16 protein-coding genes, 1 tRNA gene and 1 pseudogene are annotated in these 16,905 nt (G+C 69.2%); 10 read left to right on the top strand and 8 right to left on the bottom strand.

Translation table 11 applies throughout. The features are described from left to right. Positions 1–43 precede the first annotated feature (43 nt). From paaA to OG206_RS16940, 5 genes are read left to right on the top strand one after another with little or no spacing between them, the layout of a single operon-like run. Positions 44–1,072, top strand: coding sequence for a 1,2-phenylacetyl-CoA epoxidase subunit PaaA (paaA, locus tag OG206_RS16960; protein ID WP_327116886.1), 1,029 nt, complete (start codon positions 44–46; stop codon positions 1,070–1,072). Continuing rightward, the gene (paaB, locus tag OG206_RS16955; RefSeq protein WP_327116884.1) at positions 1,069–1,359 is read left to right on the top strand and encodes a 1,2-phenylacetyl-CoA epoxidase subunit PaaB; all 291 of its coding nucleotides are present in this window, start codon (positions 1,069–1,071) and stop codon (positions 1,357–1,359) included. The genes paaA and paaB overlap by 4 nt, the downstream gene beginning before the upstream one ends. Continuing rightward, the gene (gene paaC / locus OG206_RS16950) at positions 1,356–2,057 is read left to right on the top strand and encodes a 1,2-phenylacetyl-CoA epoxidase subunit PaaC (protein WP_327116882.1); all 702 of its coding nucleotides are present in this window, start codon (positions 1,356–1,358) and stop codon (positions 2,055–2,057) included. The genes paaB and paaC overlap by 4 nt, the downstream gene beginning before the upstream one ends. After that, the gene (gene paaD / locus OG206_RS16945) at positions 2,051–2,551 is read left to right on the top strand and encodes a 1,2-phenylacetyl-CoA epoxidase subunit PaaD (RefSeq protein ID WP_442805851.1); all 501 of its coding nucleotides are present in this window, start codon (positions 2,051–2,053) and stop codon (positions 2,549–2,551) included. The genes paaC and paaD overlap by 7 nt, the downstream gene beginning before the upstream one ends. Next, positions 2,552–3,613: a 2Fe-2S iron-sulfur cluster-binding protein gene (locus OG206_RS16940; RefSeq protein ID WP_327116880.1), complete on the top strand. Its 1,062-nt coding sequence runs from the start codon at positions 2,552–2,554 to the stop codon at positions 3,611–3,613. Positions 3,614–3,896: 283 nt separating this feature from the next. Here the strand turns inward: OG206_RS16940 and OG206_RS16935 are convergent. Both OG206_RS16935 and OG206_RS16930 read right to left on the bottom strand, forming a co-directional pair. After that, positions 3,897–5,281, bottom strand: a pseudogene (locus tag OG206_RS16935) (IS1380 family transposase). A 553-nt stretch (positions 5,282–5,834) separates the two neighbouring features. Further along, positions 5,835–6,389 carry a TetR/AcrR family transcriptional regulator gene (locus tag OG206_RS16930; protein ID WP_327116878.1) on the bottom strand — a complete coding sequence of 185 codons (555 nt, stop codon included), beginning with the start codon at positions 6,387–6,389 and terminating at the stop codon, positions 5,835–5,837. Between the two features lie 101 nt (positions 6,390–6,490). On the opposite strand from OG206_RS16930, the gene OG206_RS16925 reads away from it, so the two are divergent. Next, positions 6,491–7,924, top strand: coding sequence for an aldehyde dehydrogenase (locus OG206_RS16925; protein WP_327116876.1), 1,434 nt, complete (start codon positions 6,491–6,493; stop codon positions 7,922–7,924). Between the two features lie 687 nt (positions 7,925–8,611). Here OG206_RS16925 and OG206_RS16920 read toward each other — a convergent pair. The 4 genes from OG206_RS16920 to OG206_RS16905 all read right to left on the bottom strand — a co-directional run bounded on the left by OG206_RS16920 (position 8,612) and on the right by OG206_RS16905 (position 12,862). Then, positions 8,612–8,956, bottom strand: coding sequence for a rhodanese-like domain-containing protein (locus tag OG206_RS16920; RefSeq protein ID WP_327116874.1), 345 nt, complete (start codon positions 8,954–8,956; stop codon positions 8,612–8,614). Positions 8,957–9,001: 45 nt separating this feature from the next. Then, positions 9,002–10,006, bottom strand: coding sequence for a J domain-containing protein (locus tag OG206_RS16915; RefSeq protein WP_327116872.1), 1,005 nt, complete (start codon positions 10,004–10,006; stop codon positions 9,002–9,004). A 59-nt stretch (positions 10,007–10,065) separates the two neighbouring features. Further along, the gene (locus OG206_RS16910; RefSeq protein ID WP_327116870.1) at positions 10,066–11,523 is read right to left on the bottom strand and encodes a DUF2252 domain-containing protein; all 1,458 of its coding nucleotides are present in this window, start codon (positions 11,521–11,523) and stop codon (positions 10,066–10,068) included. A 226-nt stretch (positions 11,524–11,749) separates the two neighbouring features. Then, a complete protein-coding gene (locus OG206_RS16905; protein WP_327116868.1) occupies positions 11,750–12,862 on the bottom strand; it encodes a hypothetical protein in 1,113 nt (370 codons plus the stop codon). A 66-nt stretch (positions 12,863–12,928) separates the two neighbouring features. Between OG206_RS16905 and OG206_RS16900 the strand changes: the two genes are divergently transcribed. Then, a complete protein-coding gene (locus OG206_RS16900) occupies positions 12,929–13,396 on the top strand; it encodes a MarR family winged helix-turn-helix transcriptional regulator (RefSeq protein ID WP_327116866.1) in 468 nt (155 codons plus the stop codon). 25 nt (positions 13,397–13,421) lie between these two features. On the opposite strand, the gene OG206_RS16895 is transcribed toward OG206_RS16900, so the two are convergent. Further along, positions 13,422–13,766 (bottom strand): winged helix-turn-helix transcriptional regulator, encoded by a 345-nt coding sequence (locus OG206_RS16895; RefSeq protein WP_327116864.1) that lies wholly within the window; start codon positions 13,764–13,766, stop codon positions 13,422–13,424. A 161-nt stretch (positions 13,767–13,927) separates the two neighbouring features. On the opposite strand from OG206_RS16895, the gene OG206_RS16890 reads away from it, so the two are divergent. Further along, positions 13,928–14,539, top strand: a complete 612-nt coding sequence (locus OG206_RS16890; RefSeq protein ID WP_327116862.1) for an FMN-dependent NADH-azoreductase — start codon at positions 13,928–13,930, stop codon at positions 14,537–14,539. A gap of 559 nt (positions 14,540–15,098) precedes the next feature. Here the strand turns inward: OG206_RS16890 and OG206_RS16885 are convergent. Further along, positions 15,099–15,181: transfer RNA gene (locus OG206_RS16885), tRNA-Leu, on the bottom strand. Between the two features lie 315 nt (positions 15,182–15,496). On the opposite strand from OG206_RS16885, the gene OG206_RS16880 reads away from it, so the two are divergent. Continuing rightward, positions 15,497–16,357 (top strand): DUF3662 and FHA domain-containing protein, encoded by an 861-nt coding sequence (locus OG206_RS16880; protein ID WP_327116860.1) that lies wholly within the window; start codon positions 15,497–15,499, stop codon positions 16,355–16,357. A gap of 10 nt (positions 16,358–16,367) precedes the next feature. Beyond that, positions 16,368–16,883: an FHA domain-containing protein FhaB/FipA gene (locus OG206_RS16875; protein WP_327116858.1), complete on the top strand. Its 516-nt coding sequence runs from the start codon at positions 16,368–16,370 to the stop codon at positions 16,881–16,883. Positions 16,884–16,905: the final 22 nt, after the last annotated feature.

Genomic DNA, 16,905 nt, shown 5'->3' with positions numbered 1-16,905 from the left:
TTGAAGCCAAGGAACCGAACGATCGGTCGGTAGGGAGCCCGAGATGGCGGCAGTGACTGCGGACCAGACGACGCAGAGGACAGCGGGCACGGCGGACCCGATGGATGGGGGGCGCACCGCGGCTTTCGACGCCGCGGTGGCGGCCGACGACCGGATCGAACCTCGGGACTGGATGCCCGACGCGTACCGGGCCACACTGGTCCGCCAGATGGCCCAGCACGCGCACTCCGAGATCATCGGCATGCAGCCCGAGGCGAATTGGATCTCTCGGGCACCCTCCTTGCGCCGCAAAGCGATCCTGATGGCAAAGGTGCAGGACGAGGCGGGGCACGGCCTCTACCTGTACAGCGCCGCCGAGACGCTGGGGACCAGTCGCGAGGAACTCCTCGACAAGCTGCACGCCGGCCGGCAGCGCTATTCATCGATCTTCAACTACCCGACGCTGACCTGGGCGGACGTCGGCGCGATCGGCTGGCTGGTGGACGGCGCGGCGATCACGAACCAGGTTCCGCTCTGCCGCTGCTCCTACGGACCGTACGCACGGGCGATGATCCGCATCTGCAAGGAGGAGTCCTTCCACCAGCGCCAGGGCTACGAGCTGCTGCTCGCCCTCAGCCGCGGCACCTCCGCCCAGCACGAGATGGCGCAGGACGCGGTGAACCGCTGGTGGTGGCCGTCCCTGATGATGTTCGGCCCGCCCGACGACTCCTCGTCGCACTCCGCTCAGTCGATGGCCTGGAAGATCAAGCGCCACTCCAACGACGAGCTCCGCCGGCGCTTCGTCGACATCTGTGTGCCGCAGGCGGAGGCCCTGGGGCTCAGCCTCCCCGACCCCGACATCCGGTGGAACGAAGAGCTCGGACAGCACGACTACGGGGCGATCGACTGGACGGAGTTCCAGGAGGTCCTCAAAGGCAACGGCCCCTGCAACGAACAACGGCTCGCCCAGCGGCGCACCGCCCACGAGGAAGGCGCGTGGGTGCGCGACGCGGCGGCGGCATACGCAGAGAAGCACGCGGTACGGACCGGAACCGCCGGCGCCACCGCCGAGCCCGTGGAGGCGACCGCATGAGCAGCTCGACCGACTGGCCGCTGTGGGAGGTGTTCGTGCGATCCCGGCGCGGGCTGTCCCACACCCACGCGGGAAGCCTGCACGCGCCGGACGCCGAAATGGCCCTGCGCAACGCTCGCGATCTGTACACCCGCCGCTCGGAGGGCGTGTCCATCTGGGTGGTGCCCTCCACCGAGGTCACCGCCTCGTCGCCGGACGAGAAGGACTCGTTCTTCGAACCCGCCGGGGACAAGCCCTACCGCCACCCCACCTTCTACGAGATCCCGGAAGGGGTGAAGCACCTGTGACCGCGGCCCTCGCCCTCGGCGACGACGCGCTGGTGCTCTCGCACCGGCTGGGGGAGTGGGCCGGTCACGCCCCCGTGCTGGAGGAGGAAGTGGCGTTGGCCAACATCGCCCTGGACCTGCTCGGGCAGGCGCGGATGCTGCTCTCGTTCGTGGGTGACGAGGACGAGCTCGCCTTCCTCCGCGAGGAGCGGGCCTTCCGCAACGTCCAGCTGGTGGAGCAACCCAACGGCGATTTCGCCCACACGATCGCACGACAGCTCTATTTCTCCGTCTACCAGCACTGCCTGTACGCACAACTGGCTTCCGGGGAGGGTGAATTCGCTGACCTCGCGGCCAAGGCCGTCAAGGAGGTCGCTTACCACCGCGACCACGCCGAGCAGTGGGTACTCCGGCTGGGCGACGGCACGGCGGAGAGCCACGACCGCATGCAGCTGGGCCTGGACGCCCTGTGGAAGTTCACCGGCGAGCTGTTCGAGCCCGTCGAAGGTGTGGACGTCGAGTGGCAGGCTCTCCGCGACACCTGGCTGGCCGCCGTCACCGCGGTGGTGGAGCAGGCGACTCTCACCCTCCCGTCGGGCCCGCAGAGCGGCGCCTGGGCTGCGGGGGCAGGCAGGCAAGGCCTGCACACGGAGCCGTTCGGGCGGATGCTCGCCGAGATGCAGCATCTGCACCGCAGTCACCCGGGAGCGTCATGGTGACCACCGAGACACCGCTGGAGGCGGAGCTGCACCGGCTGGCGGGCTCCGTGCCCGATCCCGAACTCCCGGTCCTCACCCTCGACGAACTCGGTGTGCTCCGCGGGGTGCGGGCCGAAAACCCGGACCGGGTCGTCGTGCACCTGACACCGACCTACACAGGCTGCCCGGCCATCGAGACGATGTCCGCCGACATCGAACGGGTGCTGCACGAGCACGGTGTGGCCGAGGTCTCCGTCGTCACCGTCCTCGCACCCGCCTGGTCGACGGATGACATCAGCGACGAAGGACGCCGCAAACTCACGGAGTTCGGGATAGCTCCGCCCCGCCCCGGTGGCGCTGCGGGTGGTCCGGTACCGCTGACGCTCTCGGTGCGCTGCCCGCACTGCGGCTCCACGGACACCGAGCTGCTGAGCAGGTTCTCCTCCACGGCGTGCAAAGCGCTGCGCCGGTGCGTGGCGTGCCTCGAACCGTTCGATCACTTCAAGGAGTTGTAGATGTTCCATCCGCTCCGGGTCAGCGCGATCGAACGGATCACGGACGACGCGGTGGCCGTCACCCTCGCCGTGCCGCCGGAATTGCGCGAGACCTTCCGCCACCGGCCCGGCCAGCACCTGAACGTTCGCTACAGCGTCGGCGGCGAGGAGATCCGCCGGTCGTACTCGATCTGTGCTCCGGCCACCGAGCGGCCGGCCGAACCGTCGCTGCGGGTGGGAATCCGTATGGTCGACGGAGGCGCGTTCTCCACGTACGCCCTCAAGGAACTGGCCGTCGGTGACCTGATCGAGGCGATGGCACCGATGGGCCGCTTCGTCCTCGAGCCTCGCCCCGGGCACTTCGCGGCGATCGTCGGCGGCAGCGGCATCACACCCGTGCTGTCGATCGCCGCGACACTGCTGGCACGCGAGCCCAGGGCCCGCTTCTGCCTGATCCGGAGCGACCGGACGGCCGCTTCGACGATGTTCCTCGACGAGGTGGCAGACCTCAAGGACCGTTATCCGGGCCGCCTCCAGCTCGTGACCGCACTGTCCCGTGAGGAGCAGGCAGCCGGTCTCCCCTCGGGGCGGCTGGACCGCGAACGGCTCACCGGTCTGCTTCCCTCTCTGCTGTCGGTACCCGACGTGGACGGCTGGTTCCTGTGCGGACCGTTCGGCCTGATCCGGGAGGCGGAGGGCGCGCTTCGCGCGCTCGGGGCGGACCGGGCCCGCATCCACCAGGAAATCTTCCACGTCGCCGATGAAGGGGCCGACCGTCCGCCGACGGCCCGGACGACCACTCCGGCGGAGAGCAGGCTCACAGCGACCCTCGACGGGCGTTCGGGCAGGTGGCCCGTCCAGGACGGGGAATCGCTGCTGGACACGGTGCTGCGAAGCCGCGCGGACGCTCCGTACGCCTGCAAGGGCGGAGTCTGCGGGACCTGCCGGGCGTTTCTGGTGTCGGGCGAGGTGCGCATGGACCGCAACTACGCGCTCGAGCCGGAGGAAACGGGCGCCGGGTTCGTACTGGCCTGCCAGTCGCACCCCGTCACTGCGGAGGTGGAGATCGACTTCGACCGCTGACGGTCCGCGCGACACCTGGCCCTGCGGTGTCCGAGCTGTCAGGGCCAGGCCGCCGGGCAACGGCGAGCCCCGCCAGCCGGGCCGCCACCGTCGGGCCGCCACGGCCCGAGCGCGGATCGCTAACCTCGATCTTTCGTGACGGGTCGTTGGTTCTTTCGGCGCCCGTTTCCGCTGGCGAGACTGGTTGCGGACAGGGTGATGGCCCGGCTGTCGTGTCGGGTCGGCGCCGGGTTCCACGGCTCCGGTGGGTGCATCAGGGCTCGTTGGGGTGGGTTGCTGTTGTTCAGCCGGGGTTGGGGAGGGCGTCCAGTCGCTGGACCGCGGCGGTGATGATGCCGGTCCAGGGCCAGTGCCGGGTGAATCTGAGGTGCTGGCGGCGGCCGGTGGTGATCAGCTGGGCTGCGGCGGAGAACAGTCGCAGCCGCAGACGGCGGGGTTCCCAGAGGCGGGGTTTGCCGGTCAGGGCGAGCATCGGCATCCACGCGAGGAGGTCGAGTGCGAGCTGGACGATCTCCAGCCAGACCTGGTTCTGTGCGGTGTCGTGCAGGGGCAGGTTGCGCAGGCCGGTGGCACGCGCGTTGCGGATGCGGTCCTCGGCCCGGGCCCGCTGGCGGTGCCGCAGTTCGAGTGCGGCGATGGCCTGGCCCGGGGTGTTGGTCGCGAAACAGGTCAGACGCAGGCCGTCGGCGTCGGTGAACCGCAACTGGGCACCGGGATGGGGCCGTTCCTTGCGGACGATCAGCCGCATCCCCGCTGGCCAGCCCTTGAGCGGGTCACCGTCGAGTTCGGCGACCCAGGCGCCGTCACGGATCTGGCCGTCGGGTTCGACGGCCGGGGCCCAGGCCAAGGCCGGGACCTGCAGCACGGCCTGGTGAACGGCGTCGGTAACGGTCATGCCGACCGAATACGACAGCCACCTTCCCCGCTGGGCGAGCCAGCCCACGAACTCGTGCGTCCCACCTGCTGAGTCCGTGCGGACGAGCGTGGACCGGCCCCGCCGGTGCCGCCTGGGGAGTTGGGCCAGGGCGATGCGGGTGGCGGCGATATGGTCGACGGCGGTGTTGGAGCCGGCGTTCCCGGGTCGCAGCACAGCGACCACCGGCTCCCCCGTGCCACCGCGGCCGTGGTCCACGAACCCCATCAGCGGGTGGTGCCGTATGTCTTCTTCCACGTCGCGGCCGCGTCCTGCTTGTCGGAGTGGGCCAACACCAGTACCCCGTCCAGGTCCACGACGACCTGACCGCCCGCGTCCGGCGCGGCGGCCCCGGCCAGTTTCCAGACGCGCTCACGCACGACGGCGCGGGCCGCGCGGATCGCGGTCAGGGCCTTCGGGCCGGCCGCGGCCAGGGTGTCGATCAGCCGGGACACCGTCGGATCGGAGGCCACCGGCCCGAACACGCCGGGCTCAGCCCGCAGCATCCCCACATCGGCCAGGCAGTCTCCACCCAGCGCGACCGCCAAGGCGACATCCAGCAGGATCTTCCCCGGATCGTGTACCGCCCGCAGGCGCCGCCACGGCGCCAGCGCCGCCGATATCTCCCGGTCCAAACCAATCTTGCGAACCGTCTCCACCAGCAACACGGCCCCTGCCTGCGAGACCACCCCACGCCCGCCGCCCTCGACACGGACACGCGGATAGAACCCGATAGGCTTTCTCGCGTTTTTGATCAAGCCTCGGACACCCTGTCTCGTGAAAGCCTGAGGCCAGAAACACTCGTGAGCGCGGAAAAGGTCAACACCCCTTGCGGCGGGTTGCGGACATTCGGTCGTGGTGCGGCCGCACCCGGCTCCGCTCCCCGCCCGCCGGGGATCCCGGCGGGACTGTAGATCGAACAACACGACAACATGTAATTCCCGATCATGGAAGATGCGCCGATGACCAGCAGGAACACAGCCGGGCCCGGATCGCCGGGGCGGCTGGGCCGGAGGCGGTCCAGCGGGTGGACGACCAGCTGATCGGCGAAACCTGCAAGAAGGGCCAGGCGGAGGGTCAGCAGCTCACCGGCGGGGACCGGCTGCTGCCACCGGCACCCTGTGCTTTCCCTTGTTGCGCCACGCTCGGGTCGGGTGGACCCCCGCGGCCCACCCGACCGGCCTGCCGGGGTAGTCGGCGGCCGGCTCGGTGCCACCGGCCCGCCAGCAGCCTCCACGGGCGAGAGCAGACACTCGGCCCCGCCCGTCTTCTCCAGTGGACGCGCAGGCGGTGTGAGGGCACGCGTGCTCACTGGGCGTGCACTAGGAGCCCGACGGCCGCGAGGATCGCGGAACGCCGAACCGGTTGCCCCGTGGCCTCGGCGCCAGGGGTCAGCGGTGTGCCGCTCAGGGACAGCGTGAGCAGGAGGTTGAGGAGCTCGTCGGCCGACAGGGTGCCGGGTAGCACGCCATGCGCCTGGGCGTCGCGGATGCGCTCGATCTTGTCATGCTGCGCGGCCACCACAACGTCGGGAAGCTCCTGGTCGGGGCGCTCAAGCTGTCGCCAGGCCGCCAGACGGACGACGTCCGGGTGTTCGGCGTAGTAGTCCAGGAGACGGTCGACGTAGCCGACCAGGTCGGCCGGGTTCAGGGGGACATCCCGCACCAGATCGGTCACCAGGTCGCTGTAGACAGCGTCGAAGAGGTTGAGCTTGCTGCCGAAGTACCGGTACAGCAGAGCACCGTTCACGCCGGCTGCCCGAGTGATGCGGTCGACACGCGCGCCGGCGATGCCGTGGCGCGCGAACTCCTCCGTTGCCGCCTCCAGGATCCTGCTCTGCGTCTCCTGTGCGTTTCGCGCCACCCTGACTCCAATGTAAGTAGGTAGTTACTTGACCAGTGTGCCACGGCGACGTACGGTCAAGTAAGTAAGAAGCTAATTACTTACTTGAAAATGGAACTGCTTTGATCACTTACGACAAGCTCTACATCGGCGGACACTGGACCGCTCCTGTCGACGGTGAGCTGCTCAAAATCTGCTCACCTCACGACCAGTCCCTCGTCGGGCTGGCGGCCCAAGCCTCTCCGGCAGACGTCGATCTGGCAGTCGCGGCAGCCCGCAAGGCATTCGACGACGGTCCGTGGCCCAGTCTGCCGCCGGCGGAGCGCAGCGCCCTCGTGTCTCGGTTCAACGAACTTCACGCCGCGCGTTCGCAGGAGATCGCCGACCTGGTCACGTCCGAGAACGGCTCGGCCAGCTGGTTCACCAGCGCTTTGCAGACCTCGCTGGCCGAGCAGACCGACGCCTTCGTGCGGGCGGCATCCGGCTATGCCTGGGAGAAGCGTGTCCGCACGTCCCTGGGTTCCGAGGCGGTGGTGCGGCGTGAGCCCGTCGGCGTCGTGGCGGCGGTCATACCGTGGAACGCGCCGCACCAGTCGGCCCTGGTCAAGCTGATCCCTGCGCTGCTGGCCGGGTGCACCGTCATCCTGAAAGTCTCACCGGAAACATCCCTCGACGGCTTGCTGCTCGGCGAGCTCTTCACCGAGGCCGGCTTCCCGGAGGGCGTGGTGAGCATCCTGCCCGCCGGACGGGAAACGAGCGAGTACCTGGTGTCCCATGCCGATGTGGACAAGATCGCTTTCACCGGATCGACCGCGGCCGGCCGCCGCATCGCCGCTGTCGCCGGGGAGCAGCTCAAGCGCGTCAGCCTCGAACTGGGCGGCAAGTCCGCGTCGATCATCCTGGAGGACGCGGATGTCGCCGCCGTGGCCGAAGGCGTGAAGTACACATCGTTCGCCAACAACGGCGAGTCGTGCGTCTCTCACACGCGCATCCTTGCCCCGCGGAGCCGCTACGAGGAGATCGTCGCGGCGCTCGCGACGATGGCGGAGGGCATCAAAGTCGGTGATCCGCGCGACCCGCAGACTTTCGTCGGGCCGATGGTGCGGGCCGATCAGCGACAGCGCATCGCGGCCTACATCAGCCTCGGCCTGGAGGAGGGCGCCCGATTGGTCGCCGGAGGTCCAGGCACCCCCGAGGGTCTGGAGACAGGCCACTACGTGAGGCCGACCGTCTTCGCCGACGTGGACAACTCCATGCGGGTCGCGCAGGAGGAGATCTTCGGACCCGTTCTCGTCGTCATCCCCTACCAGGATGAGGACGACGCCGTACGGATAGCCAACGACTCCCCCTACGGCCTCAGCGGTGGAGTGTGGACCAGCAGCGAGGAACGCGGGCTGGCCGTGGCGCGGCGCATCCGCACCGGAACCTTCACTGTCAACGGGGCGCCGCTGAGCTTTGAGACCCCCTTCGGCGGGTTCAAGGCCAGTGGTCTGGGAAGGGAGTTCGGCACGGCGGGGCTGGCCCAGTACGTGGAGCAGAAGACCATCGCTCTGTGACGTCGAAGAGTGCCGTGGTCGAGGTGGCCGGAGCGCCGGGGAGCAAACCGGGACTGACCCTTCGCTGCGGTGTGAGGTGTGGGGACCATTCGGCCGTTTCGGTCCTCGCCACAGCCTTGGAGGCCGCCGCCGCAAGTTTGAAGGGCAGGCAAGGCGGGACTGCCCTGCCCGGCGGCGGCCCGGGACGATCAGTGCCTGCGCGGGTTCAGCGGATCGAGGGGAGCGCTTTGGCGCGAAAGGCGTCCAATGCCCCGGTACGAGCACGCCAGAGCCCGTACCGGGGCGGAGGACTGCCCGACCCTGAGCGCCCATCAGCAGGCATGCAAGAGCCTCGGCAGGCTCACGCCGCACCGGGGTGCCCCAGGTCGGCGAGACCACCGTGCCCCCACCGCCTGGACGCGGACAGGCGGGTACGACCCGATACGCTTGTTCACCTGGAGAGTGCTTCTTTCCTTGCAGCGGACAGGACCCTAGACAAGTCCCATCGTTGCAGGTCAGTAGGACTCTCCACTTATTTGGCCCAGGCCCGGACAAGGCCGCTCGTGAAAGCGTGAGGCTAAGCACGGACCGCCACGTACGGACCATCAGGCGAAGACCTCAAGCACCGACCTCAGACACCGGCATGGGGCTGCCAAGAATGGGGCCGCCGTGTCGGGGTCTCTGCGGCAGACGTTCAGGTACCGGCCGTCAGAGGACGAAGGCCGAGTTCCCGTCGTCCGTGACCATCGGGCGACCGGCGCCGTCCCAGGCGAGCATGCCGCCGTCGATGTTCACGGCGTCGATGCCCTGCTGCACGAGGTACTGGGTGACCTGCGCGGATCGCCCTCCCACACGGCACATCACGTGCACACGACGGCCGCCGTCCGCCGCTTCGGTCAGCTCACCGAAACGGCCGACGAAGTCACTCATCGGGATGTGCAACGCCCCCTCGACATGCCCTGCCGCCCACTCGTCGTTCTCCCGGACGTCCAGCACGAGGCCGTCCGACGGAACCGCGGCAACATCCACCGAGGGCAACGGGGCGAAATTCATGGGTCTTGCCTTCTCTCGTACGTACGCGCCAAGTCACCCGAAACGCTACTGCACCAGGCCCGCCAGCTCTGCCTCGCGCTGGGCCACCTCGCCCAGGAGCTTCTCGCCGATGTCGTCCAGAAGACGGTCGGGATCGTCCGGCGCCATCCTCAGCATCGAACCGATCGCGCTCTCCTCGAGTTCCTTGGCCAGAACCGTCAGCAGCTCCTTGCGGCGGCTGAGCCAATCCAGCCGTGCATAGAGCTCCTCGCTCTCGCTGAGCCGCAGCTCAGGTGCCACCGGCCCTGCCGCCCACTCGGCCGCCAGTTCCTTCAGCAACTCGACGTCACCGCGTCCGTAGGCCCCGTTGACCCGGGCGATGAACTCGTCACGCCGTGCGCGCTCCTTCTCGTCCGGCGCCAGATCCGGGTGGGCCTGCCGAGCCAGCTCGCGATAGAGCTTGCGTGCCTCCTCGCTCGGCCTGACCCGCTTGGGCGGCCGGACGGGCTGCTCCGTGAGCATGGCCGAAGCCTCGGGCGAAAGGCCGTCCGAGTCCATCCAGTCATGGAAGAGCTCGTCGACCCCGGGCATCGGCATCACGAGCGCCCGTGCCTCCTGCGCCCTGCGCACGTCCTCCGGATCGCCCGAGATCGCTGCCCGCGCCTCGGCGATCTGGGCGTCGAGCTCGTCCAGCCGCGCGTACATCGGGCCGAGCTTCTGGTGGTGCAGCCGGGAGAAGTTCTCCACCTCGACCCGGAAGGTCTCCACCGCGATCTCGAACTCGATCAAGGCCTGCTCGGCCACACGTACCGCCTTCGCGAGCCGCTCCTCCGGCCTGGGCGCGGCAGCCTCACCCACCGGCGTCTCGCCACCCACGCCGGCACGCGTGCCTCCGGTCGGATCCGCCCCCGCCCCGTCGGCCGTGGTGCTGTCCCGCTGCCCGTGGTCGCTGTCCGCCCGCAGGCCACCCTGCGACGCGTCCTGCGCGTGCCGCGGCTCGTCCTGCCGGTCCTGGTCCTGCCGGTCTTCGTCGTTCCGGGTGGTCGGCACCCCGGCGGCTTCGTGGGTCACCCGTCCAGCGTATGGCCACGGCCGGCGCCCCGGGCACACGAGGTCCCGGCACGGGCCGGTCAGACACCGAGTTCGGCGGCTATTCGACCGGCTCCGACAGCCCTGACGAGCTCGGCATGATCCGCCTCGGTCCTGTCCGCGTACGTCACGGCGAAAGCGGCGACCGCCTCGTCCAGCTCGGAGTTCTTCCCGCAGTAGCCCGCGAGCAGCCTGGGGTCGGCGGTGTGCGCGTGGGCCCGGGCGAGCAGCGCCCCGGTCATCCGTCCGTAGTCGTCCACCTGGTCCGCCGCGAGCGCGGCCGGATCCACGCTGCCCTTGCGGTTCCGGAACTGGCGCACCTGGTACGGCCTGCCGTCGACCCCGGCCCAGCCGAGCAAGATGTCACTGACGACCTGCATTCGTTTCTGGCCGAGCACCACCCGGCGCCCTTCGTGCTCCACGCCCGGCACGTCGAAGCCCACCTGCGGGAGGTAGGGAGAGAGGGCCGAGGGGCGGGCCTCCTTCACCTGCAGCACCAGAGGCTCGCCGCGGTGATCGAGTAGCAACACCACGTAGGACCGGGTCCCCACACTGCCCGTGCCGACCACCCGGAACGCCACGTCGTGTATCGCGTAGCGGGCCAGCAGCGGCACCCTGTCCTCGGACACCGTCCCGAGGTATCCCTCGAGCCCTGCCGCCACAGCGGCGGCCTCCGCGTCCGGCACGCGTCGCAGCACGGGTGGCGCATCGACGAAGCGCCGGCCGCCGTCCTCGCAGTCCTCGGTCGATCTGGCGGCGAAGCGGGCGCTCGTGTTGTTGCGCGCCTTGGCCGACACCCGCTCCAGCGTCCCCAGCAGGTCTCGGGCATCCGTGTGGGAGACGAGTTCCTCGTCCGCGATGGCGTTCCACGCGTCGAGTGCGGACAGACCGGCCAGCAGACGCATCGTGCGCCGGTACGCCCCAACCGTGTCGAACGCACCTTGCCGGCAGGTGTCCTCGTCAGCCCCGGCTTCCCGCCCGGCCAGCACCAGCGAAGTGGCCAGGCGCTTGAGGTCCCACTCCCAGGGGCCGAAGACGGTCTCGTCGAAGTCGTTGAGGTCGATGACCAGATTGCCTCGCGCGTCGCCGTACAGGCCGAAGTTCGCCGCGTGGGCGTCCCCGCAGAGCTGGGCTCCGACACCCGTGACCGGTGTACCCGTCAGATCGTGGGCCATCAGCCCGGCCGAACCGCGCAGGAACGCGAAGGGAGTCGCCGCCATCCGCCCCACACGCATCGGTGTCAGCCCCGGCACCCGGCCCAGGTTCGACTCCTCGACGGCCTGCACCGCGCCCGGCCGTCCCGGGGGCAGGACCAGGGAACTGTGCGCGGAGCGGGGCACTTCGAGCCTCAGCGCCTTGCCGGCGGCCTTGCGTGACGCAGCACCTGGGCCGGCCGACCGACCGCTCGCCTCCGCACGTCGCGCGAAACCGCGCACGAAGGGGATACGGGGTTCTCCCGCTGTCCGCTGTACCGGCACCGTCGCCTCGACCTCGCCCATGGAGCGCCGCCTCCCGTCTCGTGCAGCCGTCGTGTCCAACATCAACCGCGGATGACGGTACAGCCGTTGCACAACGACCGTCTGTCCCTGTGGACGACGTGCCGGCGGGGCTGTGGACAACCGTCGCGAACGCACCCCGCACGGATGCCCGGGCCACGGCGGCTCCGGCAGAGGGGCACGGCGCCCGCTGACGCCCACAGCTGTGCCGGCCCCGGCGCCCGAGGTGTCAGACGCCCACCGATTCCTCCATCTCCTCCTCTGCTGCCCCGGATACCGCGGAGGGGGCTGCGTCCGAGGTACGCGCGGCCGCCACCATCCGCTCCCGCTCCGCGGCGTCGCGACGCCGCTTCGCCTCCGCGAGGCCCGCGAGCCCCACCACTGCCAGCCCGGCGACGAACCACAGCACCAGCACGAGCACGTGGCCACCCAGCGCGTGACCGCCGAAGTACACGTGACTGCGCACGCCCTCGACGAAGCCCGCACCGTTCCAGAAGGCGTGGAGGGATCCGAAGAAGCCGGGCTGGAGCTCGGGCCGGAAGATGCCGCCGGAACTCGTGAAGTTGAGCATGACGAAGAGCAGCATCACGCCGAGCGTGGTCCATCGCTTCAGGAAGGTGTGGAGCCCGACTCCGATCAGCAGGATCCCAGCCGAGTAGAGCCACGCCATCGCCCAGAGGCCGCCGAGCCCCTGATCGACGAGCCCGAACACCGGCCCGGCGAACGCGGCCCCGATCGCACTCACCGCGAGCGAGGTCCCGAGCGCGAGGCCGGCCCTGACCCGCAGCGCGAGCACCGCACCCGCACCGCCGATCACCGCCACCGACGCGTACGACCCGATGCTGACGGCCACCAGCAGGAAGAAGATCCCTTGTCCGGTCGGATCGCCGTCCGCGGTGGGCGCGACGTCCGTCACGAGGAGCGGCGAGCCCTGGCCGGCGGCAACCTCCGTGAACACCTTCTGGACGACTGTGGCACTGGTGTCCGACGAGGCGGTGGCCACCACCAGTTCGGGGCTGGGCCCCGGCAGGTAGGCACCAAAGCTCTGTTGCGTCCTCAGGTGGTCCACAGCGGTGGCGCGATCAGCAACCGTACGCACACTCAGCGCACCGTCGCCCTTGTCCTGGAGGGACTGCGCGAGCACCTGGGCACTCGCTCCCGAGCCGACGACGTCCACCCTGAGGGCGTGCGGCTCCGGGGCGTGGAAGGCGCCCAGGTAGGCAAGCCCCATTCCTATGCACATCAGCAGCGGTGTGACGAGATGGCTGAGTACGTGGCGCAGCGCACCGCGGTCGGAGCCGGCGCTCGTTCCCGCGGAGCCGACGCTCACACCTGCGGACATAAAGGCCCCTCCTTCAAAAGGTTGGCTTTTACAACTTCAATCTCGTTGTATCATACAACTACATTCATGAAAGGTGTCACCGTGGCGAACACCCCCTGGGGACGCGAGGAATCCCTGGACGTCATCCAGCGGGAACTGACCGCCTTCGCCCGCCGTGCGCGGGCGGCGGCGGCACGCCTCCACCCGGATCTGCCCCTGGTCCCGTACACACTGCTCGCCCACATCGAGCACCGGAACGGCTGCCGCGCGACGGACCTCGCAGCGCACTACATGCTGGACAAGTCGACGGTCAGCCGACAGGTCGCCACCCTGGAGAAAATGGGCCTGGTCGAGCGCCATCCCGCCCCGGACGACCACCGCATCCAGGTGCTGCATCCCACAGCCGCTGGACGTCAGGCGCTGGCCTCGACCCGGGCCAGCCGCCGGAACGCCTACCGAGAGCGCCTCGGCGACTGGACGTCCGACGATCTCGCCCGGTTCGCCGACTACCTTCTGCGCTACAACTCCGCGGGCGAGGAGCAGGCCGCACGATAGGGACTCGGCGACACCCGCCGGCGGGTCAACAGCGCCCCGGCCCCGACAGGTGGGCGTCCGCCCACTGCCCCAGTTCCTTGAGAGCGGGCTCCATCGCGGCACCGGCCTCCGTCAAGCGGTACGCGACCCGCAGCGGGGGCCCCTCGTCAACCTCACGCACCACCAGACCGGCCGCCCCCAACTCGGCGAGCCGGTCCGAGAGCATGCGCTCACTGATGCCCGGGATGGCGCGGCGCAGATCCGCGAAGTGCACCGTCTGACGCATCAGCACCGAGACGATCGGGCCGGTCCAGCGCTTCCCGAACAGCTCGAAGACACGCGTGATCCCCACATCGACCCGCCGACAGGCCTGCTCACCGTGATCCGCCATGCCCTCAGGGTACTGCGCCATCGCAATGGACTTACTAAAAGTAAGTAGCTGTGTTATCAATAGGTACGTACTGAAAAGCAGTACGCCCCGCCCGCGATCGTCGGCCTCCCACCATCGCGGCACCGGCGCCTCACTCTTCTTCGCTCCCAATGGAGAACCCCATGGCCACGTTGCTGCACCTCGACTCAGCCGTTTTTCCCCAAGGCTCCGCATCCCGCGATGTCACTGCCGCGTTCGTCGCCGCCTGGCGCGAGCAGCACCCCGACGGCCAGGTCGTGTACCGCGATCTCGCGGCTGACCCCCTGCCGCACCTGGACGCTTCGGCGATCTCCGCCGGCGCGGACGACGCACTGCGCGGGGAACTCGCCGCAGAGCTCGCGAACGCGGATGCCGTGCTCATCGGGGCACCGATGTACAACTTCTCCATCCCGTCGACCTTGAAGGCCTGGCTGGACCAAGTGATCATCGTGGGCCACAACGCCGCACCCGGGGGACCCGTCACCGGCACCCCGTTCACCGTCGTGGCCAGTCGCGGAGGTTCCTACGCCTCGGGCACCCCGCGCGCGGACTTCGAGTTCGTCCAGAACTACCTGGAGAAGGTCCTCACGGGCCTGCTGGGCGCCGAAGTGGACTTCATCGTCCCGGAGTTGACCCTGGCCCACTCCAAGCCCGAGATGGCCGAACTCGTCCCCCTCGCTGACGCGTCCCGTACGCAGGCGTTCACGGACGCCAAGGAGAAGGCGAAGGCTCTCGCAGCACGCCTCGCCGCCTGACCGTGGCAAGCCCGGGTTCCGCCACCCCACGCAGCGCACCCCACGGGGTGGCGGACGGGCGCCTCCCGGGTGCGACCTCGACGGCCCCGCAGGTAACCCCCAGCGGTCTCGGTTCGGTTCACCCAACCCGCCGCGAGAAGACTCACAGGCCGCACCCGCAAAACGCCCCTTCGGCACGGAAGCGACGTTTCACGTGAAACACGTCTCGCCTCGACCGTCACCTCTTGCGGCGTGCTCACTGCACGGCAGAAACATGGGCGGGTCACGACAGAGACGGGGGCGAGACTCTCGGACACCCGCGAACTTTCGGACGACGGCCAGCTCCCACAGACCCGCGAAAGCACCCCTCGCACGATCACCCAGCAGCCAACGTCTCCCCCTCCCGAGGCGCAAAGCGACCCAGCTGCCGGGCGCCCCCCGCTCCGGGCAGCAGGTCGCGAGGGATCGCGCGGGCTCACGGCCGGCCATGAGCGCACACAACGAAGAGCCCCCGCCCCGGATCTCTCCGGTGCGGGGGTTCTGTCGAACCAACCTGGCAGTCGCAAGCGACAACCCGTTGTGCGCGAGGGGGGATTTGAACCCCCACGTCCCTAAGGACACTGGCACCTGAAGCCAGCGCGTCTGCCGTTCCGCCACTCGCGCATGAGTGGTGTTTTCAGGCTCTCCCACTGTTCGGTGCGAGCGCCTGGCGACAAACGGAAGATTAGCACGCTGGACTGGGTGGATTCACATCCGTTGTTTCGGCGGACCCACCGAGGGAACCGGGAACGCGGGAAGCCCGCCCCCACTCCTCCTGAGTGCACCCGGAGTGCGGGACACTGTCAGGAGGCCACCTCTACGATCCGTGTGAGGGGTGACACTCATCCACTGTGCAGACAAGGGGAACCAGCCGATTTCCCGACGCGTGGATACGATCAGTAAGCAGTACAGGGATGACGACACCGGAGGAGGTGCCCCATGGGAGTCATGAAGCGTTTCGAGCAGCGTCTCGAAGGTCTGGTCAACGGCACCTTCGCCAAGGTCTTCAAGTCCGAGGTGCAGCCGGTCGAGATCGCGGGAGCTCTCCAGCGCGAGTGCGACAACAACGCAACGATCTGGAACCGCGAGCGGACCGTCGTACCCAACGACTTCATCGTCGAGCTCAGCACCCCCGACTACGAGCGCCTCAGCCCGTATTCGGGACAGCTCGGCGACGAACTGGCGGGGCTCGTGCGCGACTACGCCAAGCAGCAGCGGTACACCTTCATGGGCCCGATCAAGGTCCACCTGGAGAAGGCCGACGACCTGGACACAGGTCTCTACCGCGTCCGCAGCCGGACCCTGGCGTCGAGTTCGTCACAGCAGGGCCAGCAGTCCGGCCCCGCCCCCGATGTCCAGCCCGGCCGGCCCGGCGCCCCTCAGGGCCGCGGCGGCTACGGATACCCGCCGTCCGCTGCTCCGCCCATGCCCGCGGCCCCGCCGCCGGGCTCGGGGCGGTCAGGCGGGCCTTCCAGCGACTGGCGTCCGCCGGCTGCCTCCGGCCCCGCGCCGGACGCCCAGGTCAGACGTTGGATCGAGATCAACGGCACCCGCCATCAGATCTCCCGCCCGACGTTGGTGATGGGACGAAGCACCGACGCCGATGTGCGGATCGACGACCCCGGCGTATCGCGCCGGCACTGTGAGATCCGGACCGGAACGCCCTCGACGATCCAGGATCTCGGGTCCACCAACGGCATCGTGGTGGACGGGCAGCACACCACCCGCGCTACGCTCCGCGACGGCTCTCGGATCGTCGTGGGCAGTACCACCATCGTTTACCGGCAAGCCGAAGGGTGAAGCGGGGGCAATGTCAGAGCTGACCCTTACGGTCATGCGGCTAGGTTTCCTGGCTGTTCTGTGGCTATTCGTAATCGTGGCCGTCCAGGTCATTCGCAGCGACCTGTTCGGAACGCGTGTCACGCAGCGCGGCTCACGCCGCACCGCGAGTGACACCCGCCCGCAGCAGGCTCGCCAACAGCAAGCAGCACCACCTCAGCAACGCCAGCAGTCGGGGCGTCAGCGTCGTGGGGCTCCCACGAAGCTGGTCGTCTCCGAAGGCACCCTCACCGGCACCACGGTCGCGCTCCAGGGGCAGACCATCACCCTGGGCCGGGCTCACGATTCAACGATCGTGCTGGACGACGACTACGCGTCCAGCAGGCATGCCAGGATCTACCCCGACCGTGACGGCCAGTGGATCGTCGAGGATCTCGGGTCCACCAACGGCACCTATCTCGACCGGACCCGGCTCACCACCCCGACACCTGTTCCGCTGGGCGCGCCGATCCGCATCGGCAAGACCGTCATCGAGCTGCGGAAGTAGTACGACAATGAGCGAGCGGAGC

This window comes from Streptomyces sp. NBC_01341, from assembly GCF_035946055.1.
Lineage (GTDB): Bacteria > Actinomycetota > Actinomycetes > Streptomycetales > Streptomycetaceae > Streptomyces.
Note: the sequence above shows the minus strand (reverse complement) of the source record. Positions and strands in the feature narration are given on the sequence as shown.